Genomic DNA, 22,288 nt, shown 5'->3' on the forward strand with positions numbered 1-22,288 from the left:
GGCTTCTCGTGGACGTTTCCGCCGGCAACGGTATGGGGGCTGCCGTTACGATTTGTGTTTCATTAGTAAAACAATGAACTACATAAGAAACGTTGAGCGAAATATAGGCACGCCGTGCAAAGGCGTAGATAGGGGTGATCCCTAGTGAAGCCGCGCGGTCACAGTGGCGCGCGCCGGTAGCACCACTCCGTAGAGGGGGCGCGGGCAAACCGGCCATAGTGCGTGGCGCACCTTGGCGGTGCTCCATGCCAAAAGCGAAGGTGGTGGACGGTGGCTGCAACCCATGCCGGACGCGCCTTTGGCCGATTCGGATGTCTTGCGCTGTCGCGGGGCCCGAGATTTCGGCCATGCACCGTCTTCGAACCTGGCCGGAGAGCGGCGATTTTTCTAGTTGTTTACCCTTATCCCGCCGTCCGAAAGACTGCGCCTATAGTCAGGAGGTTTTATTCGCAAACGAGTATTTCATATATGGAACAAATCGCGCCCCATTCCGCACTTGGGCCAGGTGTCGATCTACTGGCCGCGCTCGATAACCATTTCGGCGAACGCATCGTGATGACGGGCAGCGACGGCTCGCGCGTCGCTTGCCGGATCGGCGGCTCACATGGGCCGGTCATCGTGCTGTTGCATGGCATCAGCTCGGGTGCGGCATCGTGGTTGCCTTGCGCAAGCCTGCTTGCCGCACACGCCCGCGTCATTGCCTGGGATGCGCCCGGCTATGGCCAATCGTCGCCGTTGCCGTTGCCGATGCCGGCACCCACCGCGCGTGACTACGCGATGCGGCTGGAAGCGATGCTGGCGGCGCTGCAGGTGCGGCCAGACCTGATCGTCGGCCATTCGCTCGGTGCGTTGATGGCATCGGGCTACGCGGCGCATGGCGCGGCGGACCGGCAACCGGAGCGCTATCTGATGCTGAGTCCGGCAATCGGTTACGGCGCGCCGGGCAAGGAAGAGAAAAGCCGGGAAGTCGCCCGGCAGCGCATCGAGTCGCTGGAAACGCACGGCGTGGAAGGCCTGGCGCAGCGCGGTCCCACCCGGTTGCTCAGCCCCGCGGCCACACCAGATGCACAGACCTGGGTGCGCTGGAATATGCAGCGGCTGAACCCGGACGGCTACCGTCAGGCGGTGGCACTGCTCTGTGGCGATGACATCGGCCGCTATCTCGAAGCGCGCTTGCGCCCGGTGGAAGTGGGATGCGGCGCGCAAGACGTCGTGACCACGCCGATTGCTTCCGCTGCGCTGGCCGAACGCTTCGGCCTGCCTTTCCACACCATCGCCGATGCCGGCCACGCCTGCTACATCGAGCAACCGCAAGCCGTGGCGCGGTTGATCCGCGCCGCCATTCCCACCGCCTGAGTTTCGACGCCCGCACAGCGCCTGGCCGGATATCGGCCGGCGTCTCTCCTCCGCGCGGGTTTACCCCGATCAATCTTTAAACCGTCGTTGTCTATAGTCGTACCTGTGTTCAATATTTAAACTCGTGTTTCATAGGTAAAACGTCAGCGAGACGAACCGATGAGCGCGACAGCGGATTGAGCCAGCCGTCCCCCCACAGAAAGATGGAGCAAAGCGCAATGGAAAGCCTCGCGTACAACCCGAACCTGGTTCCCTGGGAGCGTCCCGCCCCCAACAACGTCGCCGGCAAGGGTCATATCGAGCAGCCCGGCAAGGTGACCAACATCGTCTGGCAAACGCGCGCCGCCGCGCCCACCGCATATGAGACGGCGCTGGGCGACGCGCTGGAAGCCGCTTTCGAAGGCGGCGCAAAGGCGCCGGAAGACATCGTGCGCGCCTTCAACCGCACGGGCTTTCTGGCCGCCGATGGCCAGTCGTGGACGGAGGAGCGCTTCCTCTCCGAAATGCGCCGCCTGGGCGCCTGAGCCACCAGTCGAGCAGAACAGCGAGAAGACAGAGACATGGAATCGAACAAGCAAGCACGCGCCGAAGCGCGCCTGAACTCCGGCCTGCGCAACTACTGGTACCCGGTGGCTGCCTCGTGGCAGGTGACGCACGCCCCGATCGGCATTACGCGCCTGGGTCAGAACATCGTCGTGTGGCGTGACAACGCCGGCAAGCTCAACGCGCTGGAAGACCGCTGCCCGCACCGTGGCGCGCGCCTGTCGATGGGCTGGAACCTCGGCGACCGCGTGGCCTGCTGGTATCACGGCGTGGAAGTGGGCGGTGACGGCCAGGTGAAGAGCGTGCCCGCCGTGGACAACTGCCCGCTGGAAGGCCGCACCTGCGTGCGCAGCTATCCGGTGGAAGAACAGGCCGGCGCCATCTTCCTGTGGTTCGGCGATCGCGCACCGACCGAAGCCGATGCGCTGCGCCTGCCCGAGGAACTGGTCAGCGACGAACACAGCAACTTTCTGTGCGTAGCGCACTGGGACTGCAACTACCGCTACGCGATCGACAACGTGATGGACCCAATGCACGGTGCCTACCTGCACGCGGTTTCGCACTCGATGGCCAGCGGCGAGAAGTCCGCCGTGATGCAGGTAGTTGAAACTGATCACGGCCTGATCTTCGAGAAGACCGGCCAGCGCGGCGTGAACTTCGACTGGGTGGAATTTGGCGAAACCGGCACGCTGTGGCTGCGCCTGTCGATTCCGTACCGCGACAAGGCAGGCCCCGGCGGTCCGTTCGGCATCGTTGGCATCGCCACGCCGGTGGACGAAGAGCATTGCATGGTCTTCTTCTGGCGCACCCGCCACGTGCAAGGCTGGGAACGCGACGTCTGGCGCTTCCTGTATCGCAACCGTCTGGAAGGTCTGCACTGGGACGTGCTGGAGCAGGACCGCGTGGTGCTGGAGTCGATGGCGCCGAACGCGCGCGATCACGAAATGCTCTATGCGCACGATGCCGGCATCACGCGCGTGCGCCGTCTGCTGAAGCGGCGCGCCGATGCCGAGGTGGCGGACGAACCGGTGGCCATGCTGCAGCCGGTGGCCGGAGCGCACACCCATGCCTGAGCACAAGCACGCCAATCTGCTTGCCGGCCGCAAGGTGCTGGTGACCGGCGCCGCGCGCGGGCTCGGCCTGGCCTTTGCCACCGCCATCGCCGAAGCCGGCGGCAGCGTGGCCCTGGCCGACATCCTTGCCGACCGCGTCAACGAATCGGCCGCTGCCCTGAAGGCGCGCGGCTTCAACGTGGTACCGCTGCAACTGGACCTCAACGATCCGGCCTCGGTGCAGGACTGCGCCAACGCCGCCGTGAATGCGCTGGGCGGGCTGGACGGCCTGGTCAACAACGGCGCTGTCACAGACTCAGGCGGACGTGACCTGACCGCGCTCGACGTGGCCACCTGGGACCGCGTGATGAACGTGAACGTGCGCGGCACCTGGCTGATGACTGCCGCGTGCACGCCCGCGCTGCGCGCCAGCGGCCGTGGCGCCGTGATCAACCTGGCATCGGACACGCCGCTGTGGGGCGCGCCGAACCTGCTGGCCTATGTCGCCAGCAAGAGCGCAATCATCGGCATGACGCGCTCGCTGGCCCGTGAGCTTGGCGACGCGAACGTGACCGTCAATGCGGTGGCGCCGGGGCTGACGCTGGTGGAAGCCACCGAATACGTGCCGCAGCACCGCCACGATCTCTACCGCAGCCAGCGCGCCATCCAGCGCGAGCAGGTTCCCGATGATGTCTGCGGCGCCGTGCTGTTCGCGCTGTCCGACCTCGCCCGTTTCGTGACCGGCCAGACGCTGGCGGTCAACGGCGGTTTTGTCATGCACTAACCAAACACTCCAGAGGAAATGGAAATGAGCGATATGTCGCAACAGGAAAACATCAAGCGCAGCTGGGAACAACCTGAAGGCGCCTCGTTCGACAAGTGGATGGAATCGCGCGTGGCGCGCTTCAGCACCCGCCGCTATGACTGGGACGCGCTGAAGTTCCAGGCCGACTACGACCCGAAGTACCGCCGCGCGCAGATGCGCTACCTGGGCACGGGCGGCACCGGCGTGGCCGCCGATACCAACACGGTGCCGTCGGAAAACTTCACGTTCTCGACGATGATCATCCCGGCCGGCCACGAAGGTCCGTCGCACCTGCACACCGATGTGGAAGAAGTGTTCTTCATCCTGCGCGGCAAGATCAAGCTGATCCTGGAAAAGGACGGCGAGCGCTTCGAGACCATCCTGACCGACCGTGACCTGGTTTCGGTGCCGCCGGGCGTGTACCGCGAGGAAATCAATATCGGCGAGGAAGACGCGCTGATGTGCGTGATGCTCGGCGCCAAGAAGCCGATCACGCCGACGTATCCGCCCGAGCACCCGCTGACCAAGGTCAAGCGCTGAGCTGCATCGAAAGCCGAGTCATGAGCGCCAATCCTGAAACCATCGCGGCCTTGAGCGTCGACGCCCAGGACAAGTACATCGTCCCGGGACTCGAACGTGGCCTGCGTCTGCTGGCCGAGTTCAGCGCACGAGACCGCGTGTTGTCCGCGGCTGATCTGTCGCGCCGGCTCAACGTGCCGCGTTCCACGGTGTTTCGCCTGCTGGCGACGCTGGAAGCCACTGGCTATGTGGAGCGTGCCGATGGCGGCCGCGAATACCGGCTGGGATTGGCGGTGCTGCGGCTCGGCTTCGATTATCTGGCGTCGCTGGAGCTGACCGAACTTGGCGGGCCGCTGCTGAACCGGCTGCGCGACGAGATCGAGTACCCGTGCAATCTGGTGGTGCGTGACGGCCGCTCGGTGGTCTACGTGGCAAAGGCCGCCGCGTCGCGTCCGTTCGCCAGCAACGTCAATGTCGGAGCGCGCCTGCCGGCGCATGCAACGGTGTTGGGCCACGTGTTGCTCGAAGACCTGAGTCTCGAACAGTTGCGGCAGCTCTATCCCGAGCCGCAGCTGCGGGCCTATTCGGACAGCACGCCGGGCACGGTGGAAGCACTGTTTGAAATGGCGCACGAAGCGCGCGAGCGCGGCTACGTGCTGCACGAGGGCTTCTTCGAAGCCAGTATTTCCACCATCGCGGCACCTGTGCGTGACCGCACGGGCAAGGTCGCGGCGGCGTTGGGCGCCACGATTCCGGCCGCGCGGCTGACGCAGGAAGAGCTGGACCGCATGGTGGAAAAAGTCAGGGAAACCGCGGGCGAACTGTCACGCCTGCTCGGCTACCGGCCTCATCGGCACGTCAAGCGTGCGCAGGGCCAGGTGGTTGCCATGTATCGCGATTAAGGGGACGAGGGGATTCGATGTCCATGATTGAACTCGACGGCAAGGTTGCCGTAGTAACCGGTGGGTCCTCCGGCATCGGGCTGGCCACGGTCGAGCTGTTGCTGGAAGCAGGCGCCGCCGTGGCCATGTGCGGCCGCGACGAGGCGCGTCTGCGCAGCGCCGAGGAGGCTTTGCGCGGACGCTTTGCAGGTTGCCGGCTGTATGCCGCCACGTGCGATGTGCTGAAGCCCGAGCAGGTCAGCGCGTTTGCCGCCGACGCGGCACGCGCACTTGGCCCTGCGGACATGCTCATCAACAACGCTGGCCAGGGCCGCGTGTCGACGTTCGCCACGACCGAGGACACGGCCTGGGTGGAAGAACTGCAATTGAAGTTCTTCTCGGTGATTCACCCGACGCGGGCATTCCTGCCGCAACTCGAACAGTCGGGGCAGGGCGCCATCGTCTGCGTGAACTCGCTGCTGGCTACCCAGCCGGAGCCGCACATGGTGGCCACGTCGGCGGCACGCGCCGGTGTGCACAACCTCGTGCGCTCGCTGGCCACGGAATTCGCGCCGAAGGGCGTGCGCGTCAACGGCATCCTGATCGGCCTGGTGGAATCGGGCCAATGGCGCCGCCGCTTTGACGCACGCCCCGAGGAAGACCGACATCTGGACTGGACGGCATGGACCGCACGTCTGGCCAAACAGAAGAACATTCAACTGGGCCGTCTTGGCCTGCCGCAGGAAGCCGCGCGCGCGATCCTGTTCCTTGCCTCGCCGTTGTCTTCGTACACCACGGGCAGCCATATCGATATTTCCGGAGGACTCTCCCGTCATGCGTAACGAGCAACAACAAGTCACCGTAGGCTGCGCCATTGCCGCCTTCCTGGAGCAGTGCGGCGTCAAGGCAGCATTTGGCGTGATCTCGATCCACAACATGCCCATCCTCGATGCGATGGGTGAGCGCGGCAAGGTTCGCTTCGTCCCCGCGCGCGGCGAGGCGGGCGGCACCAACATGGCCGACGCCTACGCACGCACCACCGGCAGCCTCGGCGTTTGCCTGACCAGCACCGGCACCGCTGCCGGCAACGCTGCGGGTGCGATGGTGGAAGCGCTGACCGCCGGTACGCCGCTGCTGCATATCACGGGCCAGATCGAGACGCCGTACCTGGACCAGAGCCTGGCCTACATCCACGAAGCGCCGGACCAGCTCACGATGCTGAAGGCCGTGTCCAAGGCGGCGTTCCGTATTCGCAGCGCCGACACGGCGATCTCGACGCTCAAGCTCGCCGTGCAGACCGCGCTGACCGCGCCGACCGGCCCCGTGAGTGTCGAGATTCCCATCGACATCCAGGCCGCTTTGATTCCGATGCCGAACGACCTGAAGCCGCTGCCGGTGCCGCAGCATCAGCCGTCCGCCCATGCGCTCGATGCGCTGGCCGAGCGTCTGCTGCAGGCCAAGCGTCCGATGCTGTGGCTCGGCGGTGGCGCGCGCCACGCCAGCAAACAGGTCGATCGCCTGATGGACATGGGCTTTGGCGTGGTGACGTCCACGCAGGGTCGCGGCATCGTGCCGGAAGATGATCCGCGCTCGCTGGGTGCGTACAACCTGCATAAGCCCGTTGAGGCGTTCTACCAGACCTGTGATGCGATGGTCGTCGTGGGCTCGCGCCTGCGCGGTAACGAAACGCTCAAGTACGAACTGAAGCTGCCGCGTCCGCTGCTGCGGATCGATGCCGATCCCGCTTCCGAAGGCCGCTGCTATCAGAGCGACTACTTCGTCAGCGGTGACGCCGCGCTGGCACTCGACGGTCTGGCCGATCGCCTGGAGGGCCGTCTGAAGGTCGATGCCAGCTTTGCCGCGGACCTGCGCCGTGCGCATGACACCGCCGTCGGCGGTCTGGTCGACGGTCTGGGTCCGTACAGCGCGCTGGTGCAGGCGCTGCAGAAATCGGTGGGCCGCAACTTCAACTGGGTGCGCGACGTGACCGTGTCGAACAGCACCTGGGGTAACCGTCATCTGCAGATCTTCGATTCGCGTGCCGGCGTGCACGCACTGGGCGGCGGCATCGGACAAGGTCTGGCGATGGGCATCGGTGCAGCCGTGGGCGCCGCGGCCACCGCATCGGGCAAGAAGACTTTCACGCTGGCCGGCGACGGCGGTTTCATCCTGAACCTGGGCGAGCTGGCCACGGCTGTTCAGGAACGCGCCGACATGGTGATCGTGCTGATGAACGACAAGGGCTACGGCGTGATCAAGAACATCCAGGACGCGCAGTACGGCGGCCGTCGCCACTATGTGGAACTGCATACGCCCGACTACGCGCAACTTTGCCAATCGCTGTCGCTGCGCCATCGCCGCGTAAGCAACCTGGCTGAGATCGGCGCCGCGCTGGAAGACGCCACGGTGGAACCCGGCCCGTTCCTGCTGGAAATCGACATGCTGTCGATCGGCAGCTTCAAGACCGTGTTTGCCGGCCCGCCGGTCAACAAGCAGGCCCCGATCGCCAACACGGCGACGGCAACGGCCTGAGGAGAAAAGTCCATGCTGCATGTGTCGATGGTGGGTTGCGGTGCGATTGGCCGCGGCGTGCTGGAGTTGCTGAAGTCCGATCCCGATGTCGCGTTCGACGTGGTGATCGTGCCGGAAGGCACGATGGACGAGGCGCGCGGCGCGCTGTCGACGCTGGCGCCCAATGTGCGAGTGGCAACGCGGCTGGCAGACGGCGACCGCCGTCCGGACCTGCTGGTCGAATGCGCGGGTCACCAGGCACTCGAAGAGCACGTGGTGCCAGCGCTGGAGCGCGGCATCCCTTGCCTGGTCGTATCGGTTGGCGCGTTGTCCGAGCCCGGCCTGGCCGAGCGGCTGGAAGCCGCCGCACGGCGCGGCAATACCCAGGTGCAGCTGCTGTCCGGTGCCATCGGCGCCATCGACGCCCTGGCCGCCGCACGTGTGGGTGGGCTGGACGAGGTGATCTACACGGGCCGCAAGCCGGCGCGTGCATGGACTGGCACCCCGGCCGAAAAGCTGTTCGATCTGGCTGCGCTGACCGAGCCGACCGTGATTTTCGAAGGCACGGCGCGTGAAGCGGCGCGGCTTTATCCGAAGAACGCCAATGTGGCTGCCACGGTGTCGCTGGCCGGACTCGGTCTGGACCGGACGTCGGTCAAGCTGCTGGCCGATCCGTCGGCCGTCGAGAACGTGCACCACGTGGAAGCACGCGGCGCGTTCGGTGGCTTTGAGCTGACCATGCGCGGCAAGCCTTTGGCCGCCAATCCCAAGACGTCCGCGCTGACCGTGTTCAGCGTGGTGCGCGCACTCGGCAACCGCGCCCATGCGGTGTCGATCTGAAGCGAGTAATACCCAATGACGACGCAACAAGTCCTTCCCATCCTCATCGCAGGCGAATGGCGCCTTGGCGGCGGGGATCGCTATGGCACGCGCTATCCCGCTACCGGCGAAGTGGTGGCCGAACTCAACGCCGCCAGTCTTGCCGACGTTGAGGCGGCCATCCAGGGCGCGCACCATGCGTTCCGCACCAGCGGCTGGGCCCAGCGCAAGCCGCACGAGCGGGCCGCCGTGCTGTATCGCGTGGTCGAGCTGATTCGCGCCAAGTCCGAAGCGCTGGCCCAGCGCCAGCGCCTGGACAACGGCAAACCGATCAGTGAGACGCGCGCACTGGTGGCCAGCGCTGCAAGTACGTTCCAGTTCTTTGCCGCCGCGCTGGAAACGCTGGAAGAACAGATCACGCCGCAACGTGGCGAGTGTCTGACGATGAGCGTCTACGAGCCAATGGGCGTGGTGGCGGCGATTACGCCGTGGAACTCGCCGATTGCCAGCGAGGCGCAGAAGATGGCGCCGGCGCTGGCCGCAGGGAACGCGGTCATCGTCAAGCCCGCGGAAGTGACGCCGCTGATGGCGCTGGAACTCGCGGCCATCTGTGAGGAAGCCGGTGTGCCGAAGGGCCTGATCAGTGTGCTGCCCGGCAAGGGGTCCGTCATTGGCGATGCCATCACCAAGCATCCGCTGGTGCGTCGCGTGTCGTTCACGGGCGGCACCACCACGGGCAAGCACATCGCCCATATCGCGGCGGACAAGATGATGCCGGTGTCGCTGGAACTGGGCGGCAAGTCGCCGACCATCGTGTTCGACGATGCCGACCTGGATCACGCGGTGAACGGCGTGCTGTACGGCATCTTCAGCTCGTCGGGAGAATCGTGCATCGCGGGCTCGCGTCTGTTCGTGGCGCGCTCGCAATACGAGGCGTTTATCGACCGGCTCGCGGCCGGTGCGGCAAAGCTGCGCGTGGGTGATCCGGCCGATGAGCGCACTCAGATGGGGCCGCTGATTACCGACCGGCATCGCGACAGCATCGAATCGTACGTGGCCGTGGGCGTCGCGGAAGGCGGGCAACTGCGTACCGGGGGCATCCGCCCTGAGGTTGCGGGACTGCCGAGCGGCTATTTCTATACGCCGACGATCATCGAGGGTCTGGATAACAACGCCCGCATCTGCCAGGAGGAAATCTTCGGTCCGGTGCTGGTGGCGATGCCTTTCGACGACGAGGACGATCTGATCGAACAGGCCAATGACAGCGTGTACGCGCTGGCGGCGGGCATCTGGACGCGCGACTACAAGCGGGCATGGCGGGTGGCACGTTCCGTGCAAGCCGGCAACGTCTGGATCAACACCTACAAGCAGTTCTCGATCTCGGCGCCGTTCGGTGGCTGGCGCGACAGCGGCCTGGGCCGCGAGAAGGGACGACTGGGCATCCTGCAGTACATGGAGCAGAAGAGCGTGTACTGGGGCCTGAACGAACAACCGCTGCCGTGGGCCAACTGAGGTCATCCAGCGCGCAGGACGGAGATTGGAAATGAAGGTATTGGGAATTGATGAAATCGTCTACGGTGCCGACGACTTCGACGCGTGTCGTGGCTTCTTCGGCGACTGGGGACTCACCATCAGGCGCGACGACGCAAACGGCCTGGATTTCGAAACGCTGAACGGATGCCGCGTGCTGGTGCGAAAGACCGGCGATGCCGCGCTGCCGCCCGCCATCGAAGATGGTCCGACGCTGCGTGAAGTGGTGTGGGGCGTCGACAACGAAGCATCGCTGGCCGCTATCCGTGACTGCATCGGCAAGGAACCTACGTTCGTGTCGATTGAAAACGGGGCGCGCATCGGCTGCACCGACCCGAACGGCCTGGCCGTGCGCTTCCAGGTGTCGCGCAAGCATGACGTGCAGGTGGATTGCGCGGTAATGAATACGTGGAACGACAAGCCGCGCATGAACCAGCGCAGCCCGATCTACGAACGGGCCATCCCTATCGAAGTGGGTCACGTGGTGTTCTTCGTGAAGGACGTGAAGGCCACGGAGCGCTTCTATATCGAGAAATTCGGCTTCGTCCAGTCGGACAACTATCCCGATCGCGGCGCGTTCCTGCGGTGCACGGCCGAAGGCGGTCACCACGACCTGTTCCTGCTGCAGTTGCCGCATGGCAAGGCCGGCCTCAACCACGTGGCGTTCACGGTGCGCGATATCCACGAAGTATTCGGCGGCGGCATGAACATGTCCCGCAAGGGCTGGGATACGCAGCTGGGTCCGGGCCGTCATCCGATCTCGTCCGCGTACTTCTGGTACTTCAAGAATCCGGCCGGCGGGCTGATCGAATACTACGCCGACGAAGACCAGCTCGATGCCCATTGGGAACCGCGCGAATTCGAACCTGGCCCGACCATGTTTGCCGAATGGGCGATCGAGGGCGGCATCGACGGCAATACCCGCCGGCAGAAGAACGCTGGTGGCCCGGAAGGCAAGTTCCTGACGGAAAAGCGTTGAGTATCTGAAGTAAAGAGAAGGAAGCCGTCATGAGTACGAGCCAATCGTTGACACTGCGTGTGCAGGCCATGCGCTTCGAGGCACGCGGTGTCGTCAGCATCGAGCTGCGCGACCCCGAAGGCGCGCAGCTGCCGGAATTTGCGCCCGGCGCGCATATCGATCTGCATCTGGCCAACGGCCTGGTGCGCAGCTATTCGTTATGCGGTGCGCCGGAACTGCGCGACCGCTATACCGTGGGCGTGCTAAACGACCGCAATAGCCGCGGCGGATCGCGCTTCGTGCACGAGCAACTGCGCGTGGGCACCACGCTGACAGTGGCCGCACCCCGCAATCACTTTGCGCTGGACGAGGATGCGGCGCACACCGTGCTGGTTGCCGGTGGCATCGGTGTCACGCCGATCGTCTGCATGGCGCGCCGCCTGGCGGAGCGCGGCCGTTCGTTCACGCTGCTGTACTGCGCGCGGTCGCGCGCCGAGGCCGCGTTTGTGGAGCAACTGTCGGCCTATGGCGATGCGGTGCGCTTTCACTTCGACGATGAGGCGGGCGTGCCTCCGAACCTGCAAGCGATGCTGGCTGGGCAGGAGAAAACCACGCACTTTTACTGCTGCGGCCCTGGCCCGATGCTGAACGCATTTGAATCGGCATGCGAGGCGCTTGAATACCCGAACGTCCATATCGAACGCTTTGCCGCGGACCCCGCTACCGAGGCCGTGCAGGAAGGCGAGTACAGCGTTCAGCTGCAACGTTCCGGCAAGAACGTGCGCGTGCCGTCCGGGAAGTCGCTGCTCGATGCGCTGCTGGAGTCTGGCATCGACGTCGAATATAGCTGCCGCGAAGGCGTATGCGGTTCGTGCGAAACCGCCGTGGTCGAAGGTTGTCCCGATCACCGGGATAGCGTCCTCAGCAATAGTGAGCGAGCGTCGAACAAGACCATGATGGTCTGCGTATCGGGTTGCAAGGGTCAGCGCCTGGTGCTGGATCTTTGACCGAAGCCTGCCGCACCGGTCAGGTGCGGCAACCAAGACTGCCCGCCATCATGGCAGAGCCGCATGTTTCAGGGACAAAGCGGCCACGCGGGTAACTGCCCTACACGATTCCGGAAAAGATACCCGTGTTGATTCAGAGACAAGACACCGCGCCCTCGACGCAAGGAACGCAAGCCGCCGCAGTTGCCTATGGCGGCGCGGCTTCGGGCGATACCTCCGCGCACACCCCTTCCCAATCGGCCAATCAGGTCACACGCGGCCAGATCGTCGCGCGCATCGAACGCATGCCAGGAAACATGATGCATGTGCGCGCGCGGCTGCTGATTGGCCTTGCGACGTTCTTCGATGGGTTCGACGTGATCGCCATCGCCACGACGCTGCCGCTGCTGATTGCCAAATGGTCGCTGACACCGGGGCAGATCGGCCTGCTGATCGCCGCGCCATCGGTTGGCCAACTGGTGGGTGCGTTGCTGTTTCCCGCGCTAGCCGAACGCTTTGGGCGTCTGCGTTCGATCGGATGGAGCGCGGGCATCATCGGACTGATGAGCCTGTTCTGCGGCTTCGCACCGTCATTCGAGATATTCCTGATGCTGCGTATCGTGCAGGGGCTGGGCCTTGGTGGTGAACTGCCGGTGGCCGCGACCTATATCAATGAGGTGACGCGCGCCCACGGCCGTGGCAGGTTTGTGCTGCTGTATGAAATCGTGTTCCCGATTGGCTTGATGGTATCGAATGCGATGGGTGCTGTGCTGGTGCCGCGCTATGGCTGGGAGGTGATGTATTTCCTCGGCGGCGTTCCGCTGGTGCTGTTCTTCGTGCTGCGCCGCGTGATTCCGGAATCGCCGCGCTGGCTGGCCGAGAAAGGCCGGATGAGTGAAGCCGATGACGCACTGCGGCAGTTCGAAGCCAGGGCAAAGCAACCGCTTGCACAGGTGGGCGACACGTCCCGCTTCGACGCGATGGGCAAGCATCCGCGCCGTCGTGTGCGCGACCTTGTTGGCAAGGCGTACCTGGGACGCACGCTCGCCGTCTGGATGCTGTGGGCCACCTGTGGCTTTATCCAATATGGTTTGTCGACCTGGCTGCCGACTGTTTACAAGACCGTCTATCACGCGCCGTTGCAACTGGCGTTGAACCTGGCGGCCGGTGCCTCAGTGCTTGGCGTGGTGGGCTCGCTCGTTTGTGCGATGGTGGTGGACAAGGTCGGCCGCAAGCCCGTGATCAACGTGTCGTTCGTGTTGTGCGCGGTATCGCTGGTCCTGGCTGGCGTGTTCCACGCATCGACGGTCTACGTCGTGGCCACCTTCTGTGCGCTGGCAATGGGCTTCCTGGCTTGCGGGTTCATTACTGCCTATGTCTACACGCCGGAGCTGTATCCGACGAGCATCCGCGCGATGGGCTGCGGGCTTGGGGGTGCCTGGCTCAAGGTGTCGGCGATCTTTGCGCCGGGCATCATCGCGTCCACGATTGGGTCGGGCAACCTGAGCGTGGCGTTTTACGGGCTGGCGGTGGTGCCGCTGCTGGCGGCCGCCACGGTGTACTTCCTCGGCATCGAGACCAAGGGGCAGGTGCTGGAAGAACTCGAAATCTGAGCGGCGTATCCTGTCGTCGCCATTGGCCCTGCCACCGGCTTTCCCGGTGCGCAGGGCTTTTTTGTTACGGCTGTATGCGGCCATAATGCGTGCTGTCAAATCACGAGGAGAGAGGAAGACATGCGCACCCCATCCACCATCCACGCCGTCGCCGGCAAACTGACCCTGGTTGCTTCGGTCGCGGCGATTGCGCTGGCAAGCCACGGCGCTGCCAGTGCCGCCACACTCGACCGTGACCAGCTGGCGCAGGCCGCCGATCGAGCCGCGGCGGCCAGCTACAAGGAGTGGGTGGAGTTGCTGGCGATTCCAAACGACGCGACGGTGCCGGCCGATATCCAGAAGAATGTGGACTACCTCGTCAAGGCATTCTCGCGGCGCGGATTTCAGGCGCGCGCGCTCTCGAATGGCGACAAGCCAATGGTCTACGCCGAATATTCGCCGCCCGGCGCGACGGCTACGGCCCCGCGCAAGACCGTGCTGTTCTACATGCACCTGGACGGGCAGTCGGTGACGCCGTCTCAGTGGGCGCAGAAGAGTCCCTGGGAGGCCACGCTCAAGGCGCGCACATCGGATGGAAAATGGGAGCCGTTGCCGCCGGATAAGCTCTACGCCGGCCCGGTAGACCCGGAGTGGCGCCTTTTCGCGCGCTCCTCATCAGACGACAAAGGGCCGATCGTCATGATGCTGGCCGCGATCGATGCACTCAAGGCCGCTGGCGTCGAGCCAGGGGTCAACGTCAAGGTGCTGCTCGATTCGGAAGAGGAAAAGGGATCGCCGTCGCTGGGACAGGTCATCGGTCAGAACCTTGAATTGCTGCGCAACGATGGCATGGTGATCTTCGATGGCCCGATGCATCAGAGCAACCAGCCCACGCTGGTATTTGGCAATCGCGGCATCCAGCTCGTGCAGTTGAAAGTCTTCGGCGCAACGCAGGGTCTGCATAGCGGGCACTATGGAAACTACTCGGCCAATCCGGTGCAGCGCATGGCCAGTCTGCTGGCGTCGATGAAGGACGAGAACGGTCGGGTGACGATTCCGGGCTACTACACGCCAGTGAAGATCGATAGCAAGGCCAAGAAGATCATGGCGGCCGTGCCGGACGATGAGGCGGCGCTGAAGCGGCGACTTGGCATTGCCAGCACGGAGAAGGTGGGTGCGAACTATCAGGAAGCGATGCAGTACCCGAGCCTGAACGTGCGCGGTATTGTGGCGGGCGACGTCGGGCCGAAGGCGCGCACCATCATTCCGGAGGTTGCGATAGCGGACATCGACCTGCGTACGGTTCCCGAAACACCGCCGGAAACTCTGGTGGCGCTGCTGCGCAAGCACATCGAGAAGCAGGGCTATCACCTGGTGAACGGCGAACCGACGGCGGAAGAGCGGGCACGCTATCCGAAGCTGGCTGCGCTGACGGCCGGCGAGGTATCGGCATCCAGCTCGGCAGCCCGGACCGATCTGGATGCCCCGGTCAGCAAGTGGCTGCAGGGCGTGATGCAGGACACCTATGGCAAGCCGCCCGTGCAGATCCGCATGATGGGTGGCACGGTGCCGACGGGGGCCGCGGTGCAGGCGCTGAAATCCCCGTTCGTCATCGTGCCGCTGGTCAACGCCGACAACAACCAGCACAGCTTTGACGAGAACATGCGGCTGGGCAACTATCGTGATGGCATTCGTACGGTGATGGGGATTCTGCAGACGCCGTTCAAGTAGGACTGTTTCGGTGTCAGGCGTGCTGCAAGATGCCGCCTGTTCGCTGCCGCTCGCATGGCCCCGCGTGAGACTTGAGACGACTCTGATTTTCAGTTTCTTGAGATGAATGCGATTCCTTTTTCATGTGGCTTCTCTTATGGTTTTGGCAATGCATGCAGGTGCCCAGTCTCGCTGGCGCCTGCATGACAGCGATGACAAAACTTAAGAAGGGGGTCTTATGGAACCAATGGTGCTGGGTCTTGCGGGCGGAGGCATCGGCTGTGCCTTCTCGCTGGCCTACTATTTCAATTCCCAGATGAACGAAAAGCTGGGGCCGGTAGTCGAGACGGTTCAATTGTTGAGCAGCCGCGTGGACCGGCTGGAAGTCCGTTGTGAAAAGACAGAGGAGCGGTTGGGGCGAGTCGAGGTGAAGCTCGAAGGTGTCCACGAAAAGCTCAACTCAATCGACGAAAAGCTCGACACTTCGGTTGCGGCGGTCGACAAGAAGGTGGACGCCTCGGTTGCGGCGCTCGAAAAGAGGTGCGAGGCCTCAGTCGCGGAGCTCAAAAAGAAGGTCGAGGACTCAGTCGCGGCGCTCGAAAAGAGGGGCGAGGCCTCAGTCGCGGAGCTCAAAAAGAAGGTCGAGGACTCAGTTGCGGCGCTCGAAAAGAGGGGCGAGGCCTCAGTCGCGGAGCTCAACAAGAAGGTGGAAGTCTCGGTCGCGGCGCTCGAAAAGAGGGCCGAGGCCTCAGTCGCGGAGCTCAACAAGAAGGTCGAGAACTCAGTCGCAGTGCTCGACAAGAAGGTCGAGGACTCAGTCGCGATGCTCGACAAGAAGATCGAGACCTCAGTCGCGGCGCTCGACAAGAAGGTCGATACTGCCGTTGCGACGCTCGACAAAAAGATCGACACCGCAGTTGTGACGCTCGACAGTAAGATCGATGCCTCTGTCTCAGTGCTCGACAAGAAAATCGATACAGCCGTTGCTGCGCTTGACAAGAGGATCGATGCCCTCGACAAGAAGATCGATACCGTTGCCGGGGCGCTCGACAAGAAGATCGATACGGTTGCCGCGACGCTCGACAAGAAGATCGATACCGTTGCCGCGACGCTCGACAAGAAAATCGATACCGTTGCCGCAGCGCTCGACAAGAAGATCGACACCGTTGCCGCGGCGCTCAACAACAAACTCGATCTGGTGTTGGAGCTTGTGGCAACGCGCGCTTGAATCACCGGGACATGCTTGCCTACGCAAGGCTGTGCGTCGTCATAACGCCACAGCCTGCGGCGGCGATGTGTTCCGTGATCATGTACGCCGTGGTAGAGTCGCCACTCCCACCAACCCACCGCCAAAAGGAGATGACAACATGACTGCACAACTGCGCTTCTCCCGCCGCGGGTCGTAGTTCGGGTTCATCGCGTCTATCGCATTCTTCAGTGTTCTGCCATCGTGGCAGATGGTCAATTTGACTATTTCCGACTGAAGGTATCCCGGTTCTTCTGTTTCGAGCAGCGCATTTGCGTTGTGTCCGAACTTCTGCCCGCCGTTCTTCATTCTTCTGAACGGAAATACTCATGGGCAATCCCCTTCAAACGCTGGCGGATGGCGTCATCTTGTGCGCGTCCGCCGAAACCTGGATCGAAGGCGAAGCGATCCAACAACTGAAACAAACTGCGACGCTGCCTGGCATGTTGCGCGTGGCCGGTATGCCTGATCTGCATCCGGGCCGTGGCTATCCGGTCGGCGCGGTGTTCTTCTCTCAAGACTGGCTGTATCCGGCCCTGATCGGCGGTGATATCGGCTGTGGCATGAGTCTGTGGCAAACCAACCTCGACGTGCAACGCAATAGTGCGTCAAAGATGGCGAAACACCTCGGATCAATCGACGGGCCGCTCGACGAAAGTTGGCATTCGCTGATTGTGGACTTCGGGTTGCAGGACCATGCCTTTGCATCGGCGCTTGGGACTATCGGCTCTGGCAACCACTTTGCGGAACTGCAGCGTATAGATGAAGTATTCGCGCCTGATGCGGTCCGTGACATGGGACTCGACGCGGCTCGGCTGCAGCTATTGGTACATAGCGGTTCGCGTGGATTCGGTCAGTCGATTCTTGAATCGCACGTACGCACGCATGGCCACAACGGACTGCAAGTCGACAGCCCGGAGTGCCGTTCCTACTTGGAGCGCCATGCCGAGGCGCTGAAGTTCGCCGTGGCTAATCGCCAACTGATTGCGCAACGCATGCTTGCTCGCCTACGCGGCGATGGGCGGTGCCTGCTGGACGTCAACCATAACCTGCTGTGCGAGGCGTTGGTTGATGGACTGTCAGGCTGGTTGCATCGCAAGGGTGCTACGCCGACCGATCTGGGGGCGGTGGTGATTCCGGGTTCGCGCGGTGACTACAGCTATCTGGTGCAGCCCGTCCCGGAGTTATCGTCGGCGACACTGCATTCACTGGCTCACGGTGCCGGTCGAAAATGGGCGCGCGGCGATTGCAAGAGTCGCCTCGCACATCGTTTCTCACTTGCGGACCTGGCGCGCACGCCGCTTGGCAATCGCGTGATCTGCGAGGACCGCGAGCTGCTGTACGAGGAGGCACCGCAAGCGTACAAGCCAGTCGAAAGCGTTGTGAAGGCGCTGGAAGCTGCTGGCGTGATCCGACGATTGGCGCGGCTTGCGCCAGTGCTCACTTACAAGACGGCGGGAGGCTGCTGCTGATGATTATGTTGCAAATATCTTCGGCGCAGGGGCCGGTGGAATGCCAGCTGGCAGTCAGCAAGGCGCTGAGGCGCCTTGAGAACGAGGCCGGTAACCACGCCGTTACCGTCGAGTTGCTCGAACAGGAGGACGGGGAGCGCGGCGGCACGCTGCGATCTGTCTTGCTGGAGTTGCGCGGCGACGCTGCCGATGTTCTCGCCAGAAGCTGGATTGGCACCGTGCAATGGATTTGCGAGAGTCCGTACCGGCAGGGTCATCGGCGCAAGAACTGGTTCATCGGCGTGGAGCGGTGCGAGGCCGTGGACACGATGACGGATGGCGAAATTCGCTTCGAGGCGATGCGGGCGAGAGGACCGGGCGGTCAGCATGTGAACAAGACCAGCTCGGCCATCCGCGCAACGCATATTGCTACTGGCGTCTCGGTGCGCGTGGAAAGTGAGCGAAGCCAGCACGCCAATCGCAACCTTGCACGTGCGTTGCTGTCCTGGAAACTGCGGCAACGGGCCGAAGAAGACGTGGCGCGTCAGCGTCGAGATCGGCGCGATCAGCATTGCGCCGTGCAGCGCGGAAATCCGGTCAAGGTGTTTCGTGGCGACGCGTTTGAGCTAGTCCGTTGATCTGAGCGGCTTTGATGTCGCCACATGGCGCCGTCCAGGTTTTGCCTGCGACGGCGTCTTATCAATAGCAAGCGATGACCGCTTTGAGACGATTCTGAATTTTGGAGCGATGAGACGATTACGATTCCCGCGCCGGCAGCGTCGCGCTATCTTGCTTCCGTGCGGTGGGGTTACCGCTAACGCGCAGGCAATCAATCAGGGCAATCAATCAGGGGAGGGCTGGCATGGCGGCAACGGGAATCGTTTCAATGGCGGGAGATTGCGCGGATGGGGCAGCCGAGCGCGCGTCGCGCCCGTGGCATCGTGGCGGCCTGGAATGGCTGACGGTGCTGGGTATGGTCGGCGCTGGCGTGACGTTTGTCCTCTTCGTCATGGCTACGATCAACACATCAACCACTGAAAAACTTGGTGCGGTGATGCGGGCCATCGACGAAATGGACAAGCGTATGGATATCCGTTTCGAAGAGATGGACAGGCGGCACAACAATCAACTCGTCGCTATGGGCGGGCGGTTGGAGCGTCAGGAGGCACACGCAGGGCGGACCGACGAGCGGTTGACCAAGGTCGAGGTACGGCTTGAGCGAATCGATTTCAAGCTGGAGCGGATGGACGCCAGACTTGACGGAATGGATTCCAGGCTGGATGGAATCGATTCAAGGTTAGGCGGAGTGGACTCCAGGCTTGATGGAATGGGTGCCCACCTTAAGGAAGCGGATTCCAAGCTTAAGGGAATGGATGCCAAGCTTGACCGTGTGCTTGAGTACCTGCCACGGCGCAAGTGAGATTCAACGCGGTGCGGTCACGCCGGGACAAGATGGCATCGAAGGCCGTACCGGCGCTGGCCAGTCACTCTTTTCCGGCGCCTGTGCAGATGCCATGCAGCTTGCGCAATCCCGTATAGAGTCCTTGGCGCTCCTCCGGCGTCAGCAACCGGATGACCGATGCCTGGCCACGTCGGGCTAGCGGAATGACCTGGGCGTGCAGTGCGGCGCCGGTGTCGCTGATCTTGCAGGCCAGTCGTTTGCGTGGCGTTGTGCCTTCCGACTCCAGCGTGACAAGGCCCCTGTCTTCGAGCAGACGCAGGGTGCGACTGACAAGCGCCTTGTCCGACGTCGATTGCTTGACCAGTTCGGCAAACGACATCGATTCGCCGTGAGCCAGCAGGGCCAGGATGCGCCATTCCGGTACCGTCAGATCGAACTGCGATGCATAGGGTTCGGTCACGCTATTGCGGAGCGCCGTGACCAGCTGACTCAGCATCGTGGTCAGGAAGTCGTTGACGGTGAGGCCGGTGCCGGCTTCGTCGAGAGTCGACCAGGGATCGCTGCCTTCGGACGTAGCCGGAGTGTGCTGGGTGGTGCTGGACATGAACGGGGCGCTAAGGAGGAATGCCGGAAATTCGGCTGGAAACCGCCTGCGATTGTCTCACACCGCTTGTTGTTCGCAACTTTGTGCTGGCGTGCGTGTGATTTGCTTAGTGCGCTGCGGTGTCAATTGGTGTTTTGCTTAAGTTGATGGATCAACAAAGCCAACCTACATTGAACTCGTTCCTGATGTGAATCTAGGTTTCATATATAAAACACATCTGCTACTGTTTCCGGATGCATTGATGTGCCATGCGCGCATCGGTGATGTGGAGCATGGTATATCGATCCGTTGCTATCCACTGGCAAACCGAACGTTAGGCAGAAAGAGACCATGAACAAGGACACTCCCGCAGAGGAGACGCAGGACAAGTACATCGTGCCGGGCCTCGAGCGGGGACTGCGGCTGCTGGGCGAATTCAGCAGCAAGGACCGCACGTTGTCGGCGGCGGAACTGGCGAGGCGGCTGCAGGTGCCGCGCTCGACGGTGTTCCGGCTGCTCGCCACGCTGGAAATGATGGGATTTGTGGAGCGCACCGATGGTGGCCGGGAATTCCGGCTTGGCATGGCGGTGCTGAGGCTCGGATTCGATTACCTGGCTTCACTGGAACTGACTGAGTTGGGGCGGCCGCTGCTGGACCGCCTGCGGGACGAGATTCACTACCCGTGCAATCTCGTCGTGCGTGACGGGCGGTCGATCGTGTATGTCGCCAAGTCGGTGGCGGCGCGGCCGTTCACGAGCACGGTCAACGTTGGTACGCGCCTGCCCGCGCATGCCACGGTGCTGGGCCGGGTGCTGCTGGAAGATTTGACGCTGAACGAACTGCGCGAGTTGTACCCGGAGCCGCGTCTCGAAGTGTTTTCGGAAAGCACGCCGCGCACGGTGGAAGAGCTGTACGAAATGGTGCAGCGTGATCGTCATCGCGGGTACGTGCTGCACGAAGGTTTCTTCGAAGCGAGCATTTCGACGATTGCCGCGCCGGTGCGCGACCGCACCACACGTGTGGTGGCGGCACTCGGCGCCACGATACCGGCAGCACGGATCGATCCGGCATTGCTCGATCCGATGGTGGAAAAAGTACGTGAGGCAGCGGCGGAATTGTCGCGCCTGCTGGATTACCGGCCAGACCTGAGCGGCAGGGTGGCTGGCGGATGAGTTAGCCGCGCCCCCAAACTGGCAGGAAGAGAAATATGCAGGACCGTCGCCCCCAAACCAGTGCTACTGACTGCGCCCTCGTCATTCGGCGACGCAAGCCGCGATGGCTCGTCATCGTGGCGGCCATCGCCGGCGCGGCCGGTCTGGCCATGAGCGCCACGGCCAGGGCGGCGGAGCCTTGCCAGACCGTGCGTATCGTCGTGCCGTTTCCGGCCGGCGGAGCCGCCGATCAACTGGCACGCACCGTGTCGCAAGGCTTGCAGCAGCGCAAGGGTACGACCATCGTGGTCGATAACAAGCCGGGCGCCAACGGCAATATCGGCATCGATGCGGTACGCCGTGCCGCCGGTGACGGATGCACATGGCTGGTGGTGCCGGCTGGCAACCTGACGATCAATCCGACGCTGTTTCCCGCGCTGTCCTACAACGTCGCGCGCGATTTCAGGCCGGTGTCGTTACTGGCCAGTTCCCCGAACGTCCTTGCGGTACATCCGTTGGTGAAGGCGCGCAATGTTGCCGAGCTGGTGGCGCTGGCAAAGCAGGCCGACCAGAGCAAGACGCCGATGGGCTACGCAAGCCCCGGCGTCGGCAGTGGCCTGCACCTGGCGGGCGAGCTGTTCCGCCACAAGGCTGGTGTTGCCATGCTGCATGTTCCGTACAAGGGCACCACGCAGGCCGTGAACGATGTGGTGGGTGGTCAGGTACCGGTGTTGTTCGGAACCTGGCCGACGCTGGCACCGTTTGTACAGTCCGGCGCCTTGCGTGCGATCGCCGTCACGCAGTCCACGCGGTCGCCGGCCGCACCGAATGTACCGTCGCTGGGTGAGCAGGGCATGCCAGGCATCGACGTCAGTTCCTGGTACGCGCTGCTGGTGCCGTCCGCTACGCCGAAGCCGATGGCCGACGCACTGTCTGCCGATATTCACGCGCTGTTCACCACGCCAGCGGTGCGCGGCGACTTGCAGCGCCAGGGACTGGAACCCGTGGCGAGCACCCCCGAAGCACTGGCCGCACGCATTCGCGATGAAACCGCGGCGTGGGCCACGTTGATCCGCACGTACCACATCACGGCGGAATAAGCCCCGCGCCGGCAAGGCGCATCCCTTCCCGAACACTATCCCGAGTCGTATCTGGCCGCACCCTGCGCCGTGCAGGGCGGCGTGCGGCCGTC

The 22,288-nt window shown here is 63.4% G+C and carries 21 protein-coding genes; 20 read left to right on the forward strand and 1 reads right to left on the reverse strand.

The window, feature by feature from the left end; all coding sequences use genetic code 11:
- Positions 1–468: 468 nt before the first annotated feature.
- From AC3FLX_RS02415 to AC3FLX_RS02500, 18 genes are all read left to right on the forward strand, one after another.
- On the forward strand, positions 469–1,356 hold the full coding sequence (locus AC3FLX_RS02415) for an alpha/beta fold hydrolase (protein ID WP_488693513.1): 888 nt from the start codon (positions 469–471) through the stop codon (positions 1,354–1,356).
- 218 nt (positions 1,357–1,574) lie between these two features.
- On the forward strand, positions 1,575–1,880 hold the full coding sequence (locus AC3FLX_RS02420) for a recombinase-like helix-turn-helix domain-containing protein (protein ID WP_488693515.1): 306 nt from the start codon (positions 1,575–1,577) through the stop codon (positions 1,878–1,880).
- 36 nt (positions 1,881–1,916) lie between these two features.
- Positions 1,917–2,972: an aromatic ring-hydroxylating dioxygenase subunit alpha gene (locus tag AC3FLX_RS02425; protein ID WP_488693517.1), complete on the forward strand. Its 1,056-nt coding sequence runs from the start codon at positions 1,917–1,919 to the stop codon at positions 2,970–2,972.
- Positions 2,965–3,735 carry an SDR family oxidoreductase gene (locus AC3FLX_RS02430; RefSeq protein WP_488693519.1) on the forward strand — a complete coding sequence of 257 codons (771 nt, stop codon included), beginning with the start codon at positions 2,965–2,967 and terminating at the stop codon, positions 3,733–3,735. Before AC3FLX_RS02425 ends, AC3FLX_RS02430 begins: the two co-directional genes overlap by 8 nt.
- Positions 3,736–3,759: 24 nt before the next feature.
- Positions 3,760–4,296 (forward strand): cupin domain-containing protein, encoded by a 537-nt coding sequence (locus tag AC3FLX_RS02435; protein WP_488693521.1) that lies wholly within the window; start codon positions 3,760–3,762, stop codon positions 4,294–4,296.
- Between the two features lie 20 nt (positions 4,297–4,316).
- Positions 4,317–5,177, forward strand: a complete 861-nt coding sequence (locus AC3FLX_RS02440; protein WP_488693523.1) for an IclR family transcriptional regulator — start codon at positions 4,317–4,319, stop codon at positions 5,175–5,177.
- 17 nt (positions 5,178–5,194) lie between these two features.
- Positions 5,195–5,998 carry an SDR family oxidoreductase gene (locus tag AC3FLX_RS02445; RefSeq protein ID WP_488693525.1) on the forward strand — a complete coding sequence of 268 codons (804 nt, stop codon included), beginning with the start codon at positions 5,195–5,197 and terminating at the stop codon, positions 5,996–5,998.
- Positions 5,991–7,688, forward strand: a complete 1,698-nt coding sequence (locus AC3FLX_RS02450; RefSeq protein WP_488693527.1) for a thiamine pyrophosphate-binding protein — start codon at positions 5,991–5,993, stop codon at positions 7,686–7,688. The genes AC3FLX_RS02445 and AC3FLX_RS02450 overlap by 8 nt, the downstream gene beginning before the upstream one ends.
- A 12-nt stretch (positions 7,689–7,700) precedes the next feature.
- Positions 7,701–8,507 (forward strand): aspartate dehydrogenase, encoded by an 807-nt coding sequence (locus AC3FLX_RS02455; protein WP_488693529.1) that lies wholly within the window; start codon positions 7,701–7,703, stop codon positions 8,505–8,507.
- Between the two features lie 15 nt (positions 8,508–8,522).
- Positions 8,523–9,998 (forward strand): aldehyde dehydrogenase, encoded by a 1,476-nt coding sequence (locus AC3FLX_RS02460; RefSeq protein WP_488693531.1) that lies wholly within the window; start codon positions 8,523–8,525, stop codon positions 9,996–9,998.
- Positions 9,999–10,029: 31 nt separating this feature from the next.
- Positions 10,030–10,995 (forward strand): VOC family protein, encoded by a 966-nt coding sequence (locus tag AC3FLX_RS02465; protein WP_488693533.1) that lies wholly within the window; start codon positions 10,030–10,032, stop codon positions 10,993–10,995.
- A 29-nt stretch (positions 10,996–11,024) separates the two neighbouring features.
- Positions 11,025–11,981 carry a PDR/VanB family oxidoreductase gene (locus AC3FLX_RS02470; protein ID WP_488693534.1) on the forward strand — a complete coding sequence of 319 codons (957 nt, stop codon included), beginning with the start codon at positions 11,025–11,027 and terminating at the stop codon, positions 11,979–11,981.
- Between the two features lie 131 nt (positions 11,982–12,112).
- Positions 12,113–13,573, forward strand: a complete 1,461-nt coding sequence (locus AC3FLX_RS02475; protein WP_488693711.1) for an MFS transporter — start codon at positions 12,113–12,115, stop codon at positions 13,571–13,573.
- 120 nt (positions 13,574–13,693) lie between these two features.
- The gene (locus AC3FLX_RS02480) at positions 13,694–15,283 is read left to right on the forward strand and encodes a M20/M25/M40 family metallo-hydrolase (protein ID WP_488693535.1); all 1,590 of its coding nucleotides are present in this window, start codon (positions 13,694–13,696) and stop codon (positions 15,281–15,283) included.
- Between the two features lie 217 nt (positions 15,284–15,500).
- Positions 15,501–16,490, forward strand: a complete 990-nt coding sequence (locus tag AC3FLX_RS02485; RefSeq protein WP_488693536.1) for a hypothetical protein — start codon at positions 15,501–15,503, stop codon at positions 16,488–16,490.
- A gap of 347 nt (positions 16,491–16,837) precedes the next feature.
- Positions 16,838–17,980 carry an RNA ligase RtcB family protein gene (locus AC3FLX_RS02490; protein WP_488693538.1) on the forward strand — a complete coding sequence of 381 codons (1,143 nt, stop codon included), beginning with the start codon at positions 16,838–16,840 and terminating at the stop codon, positions 17,978–17,980.
- Complete coding sequence (prfH, locus tag AC3FLX_RS02495) at positions 17,980–18,597, forward strand: peptide chain release factor H (RefSeq protein WP_488693539.1); 618 nt, start codon at positions 17,980–17,982, stop codon at positions 18,595–18,597. Before AC3FLX_RS02490 ends, prfH begins: the two co-directional genes overlap by 1 nt.
- A 224-nt stretch (positions 18,598–18,821) precedes the next feature.
- On the forward strand, positions 18,822–19,379 hold the full coding sequence (locus AC3FLX_RS02500; RefSeq protein WP_488693541.1) for a hypothetical protein: 558 nt from the start codon (positions 18,822–18,824) through the stop codon (positions 19,377–19,379).
- Positions 19,380–19,443: 64 nt separating this feature from the next.
- Here AC3FLX_RS02500 and AC3FLX_RS02505 read toward each other — a convergent pair whose 3' ends face one another.
- Positions 19,444–19,965, reverse strand: coding sequence for a MarR family winged helix-turn-helix transcriptional regulator (locus AC3FLX_RS02505; RefSeq protein ID WP_333682197.1), 522 nt, complete (start codon positions 19,963–19,965; stop codon positions 19,444–19,446).
- A 330-nt stretch (positions 19,966–20,295) separates the two neighbouring features.
- Between AC3FLX_RS02505 and AC3FLX_RS02510 the strand changes: the two genes are divergently transcribed.
- Complete coding sequence (locus AC3FLX_RS02510) at positions 20,296–21,117, forward strand: IclR family transcriptional regulator (protein ID WP_488693543.1); 822 nt, start codon at positions 20,296–20,298, stop codon at positions 21,115–21,117.
- A gap of 149 nt (positions 21,118–21,266) precedes the next feature.
- A complete protein-coding gene (locus AC3FLX_RS02515) occupies positions 21,267–22,196 on the forward strand; it encodes a tripartite tricarboxylate transporter substrate binding protein (protein ID WP_488693713.1) in 930 nt (309 codons plus the stop codon).
- Positions 22,197–22,288: the final 92 nt, after the last annotated feature.

The organism is Cupriavidus sp. 291-E7 (assembly GCF_057798835.1).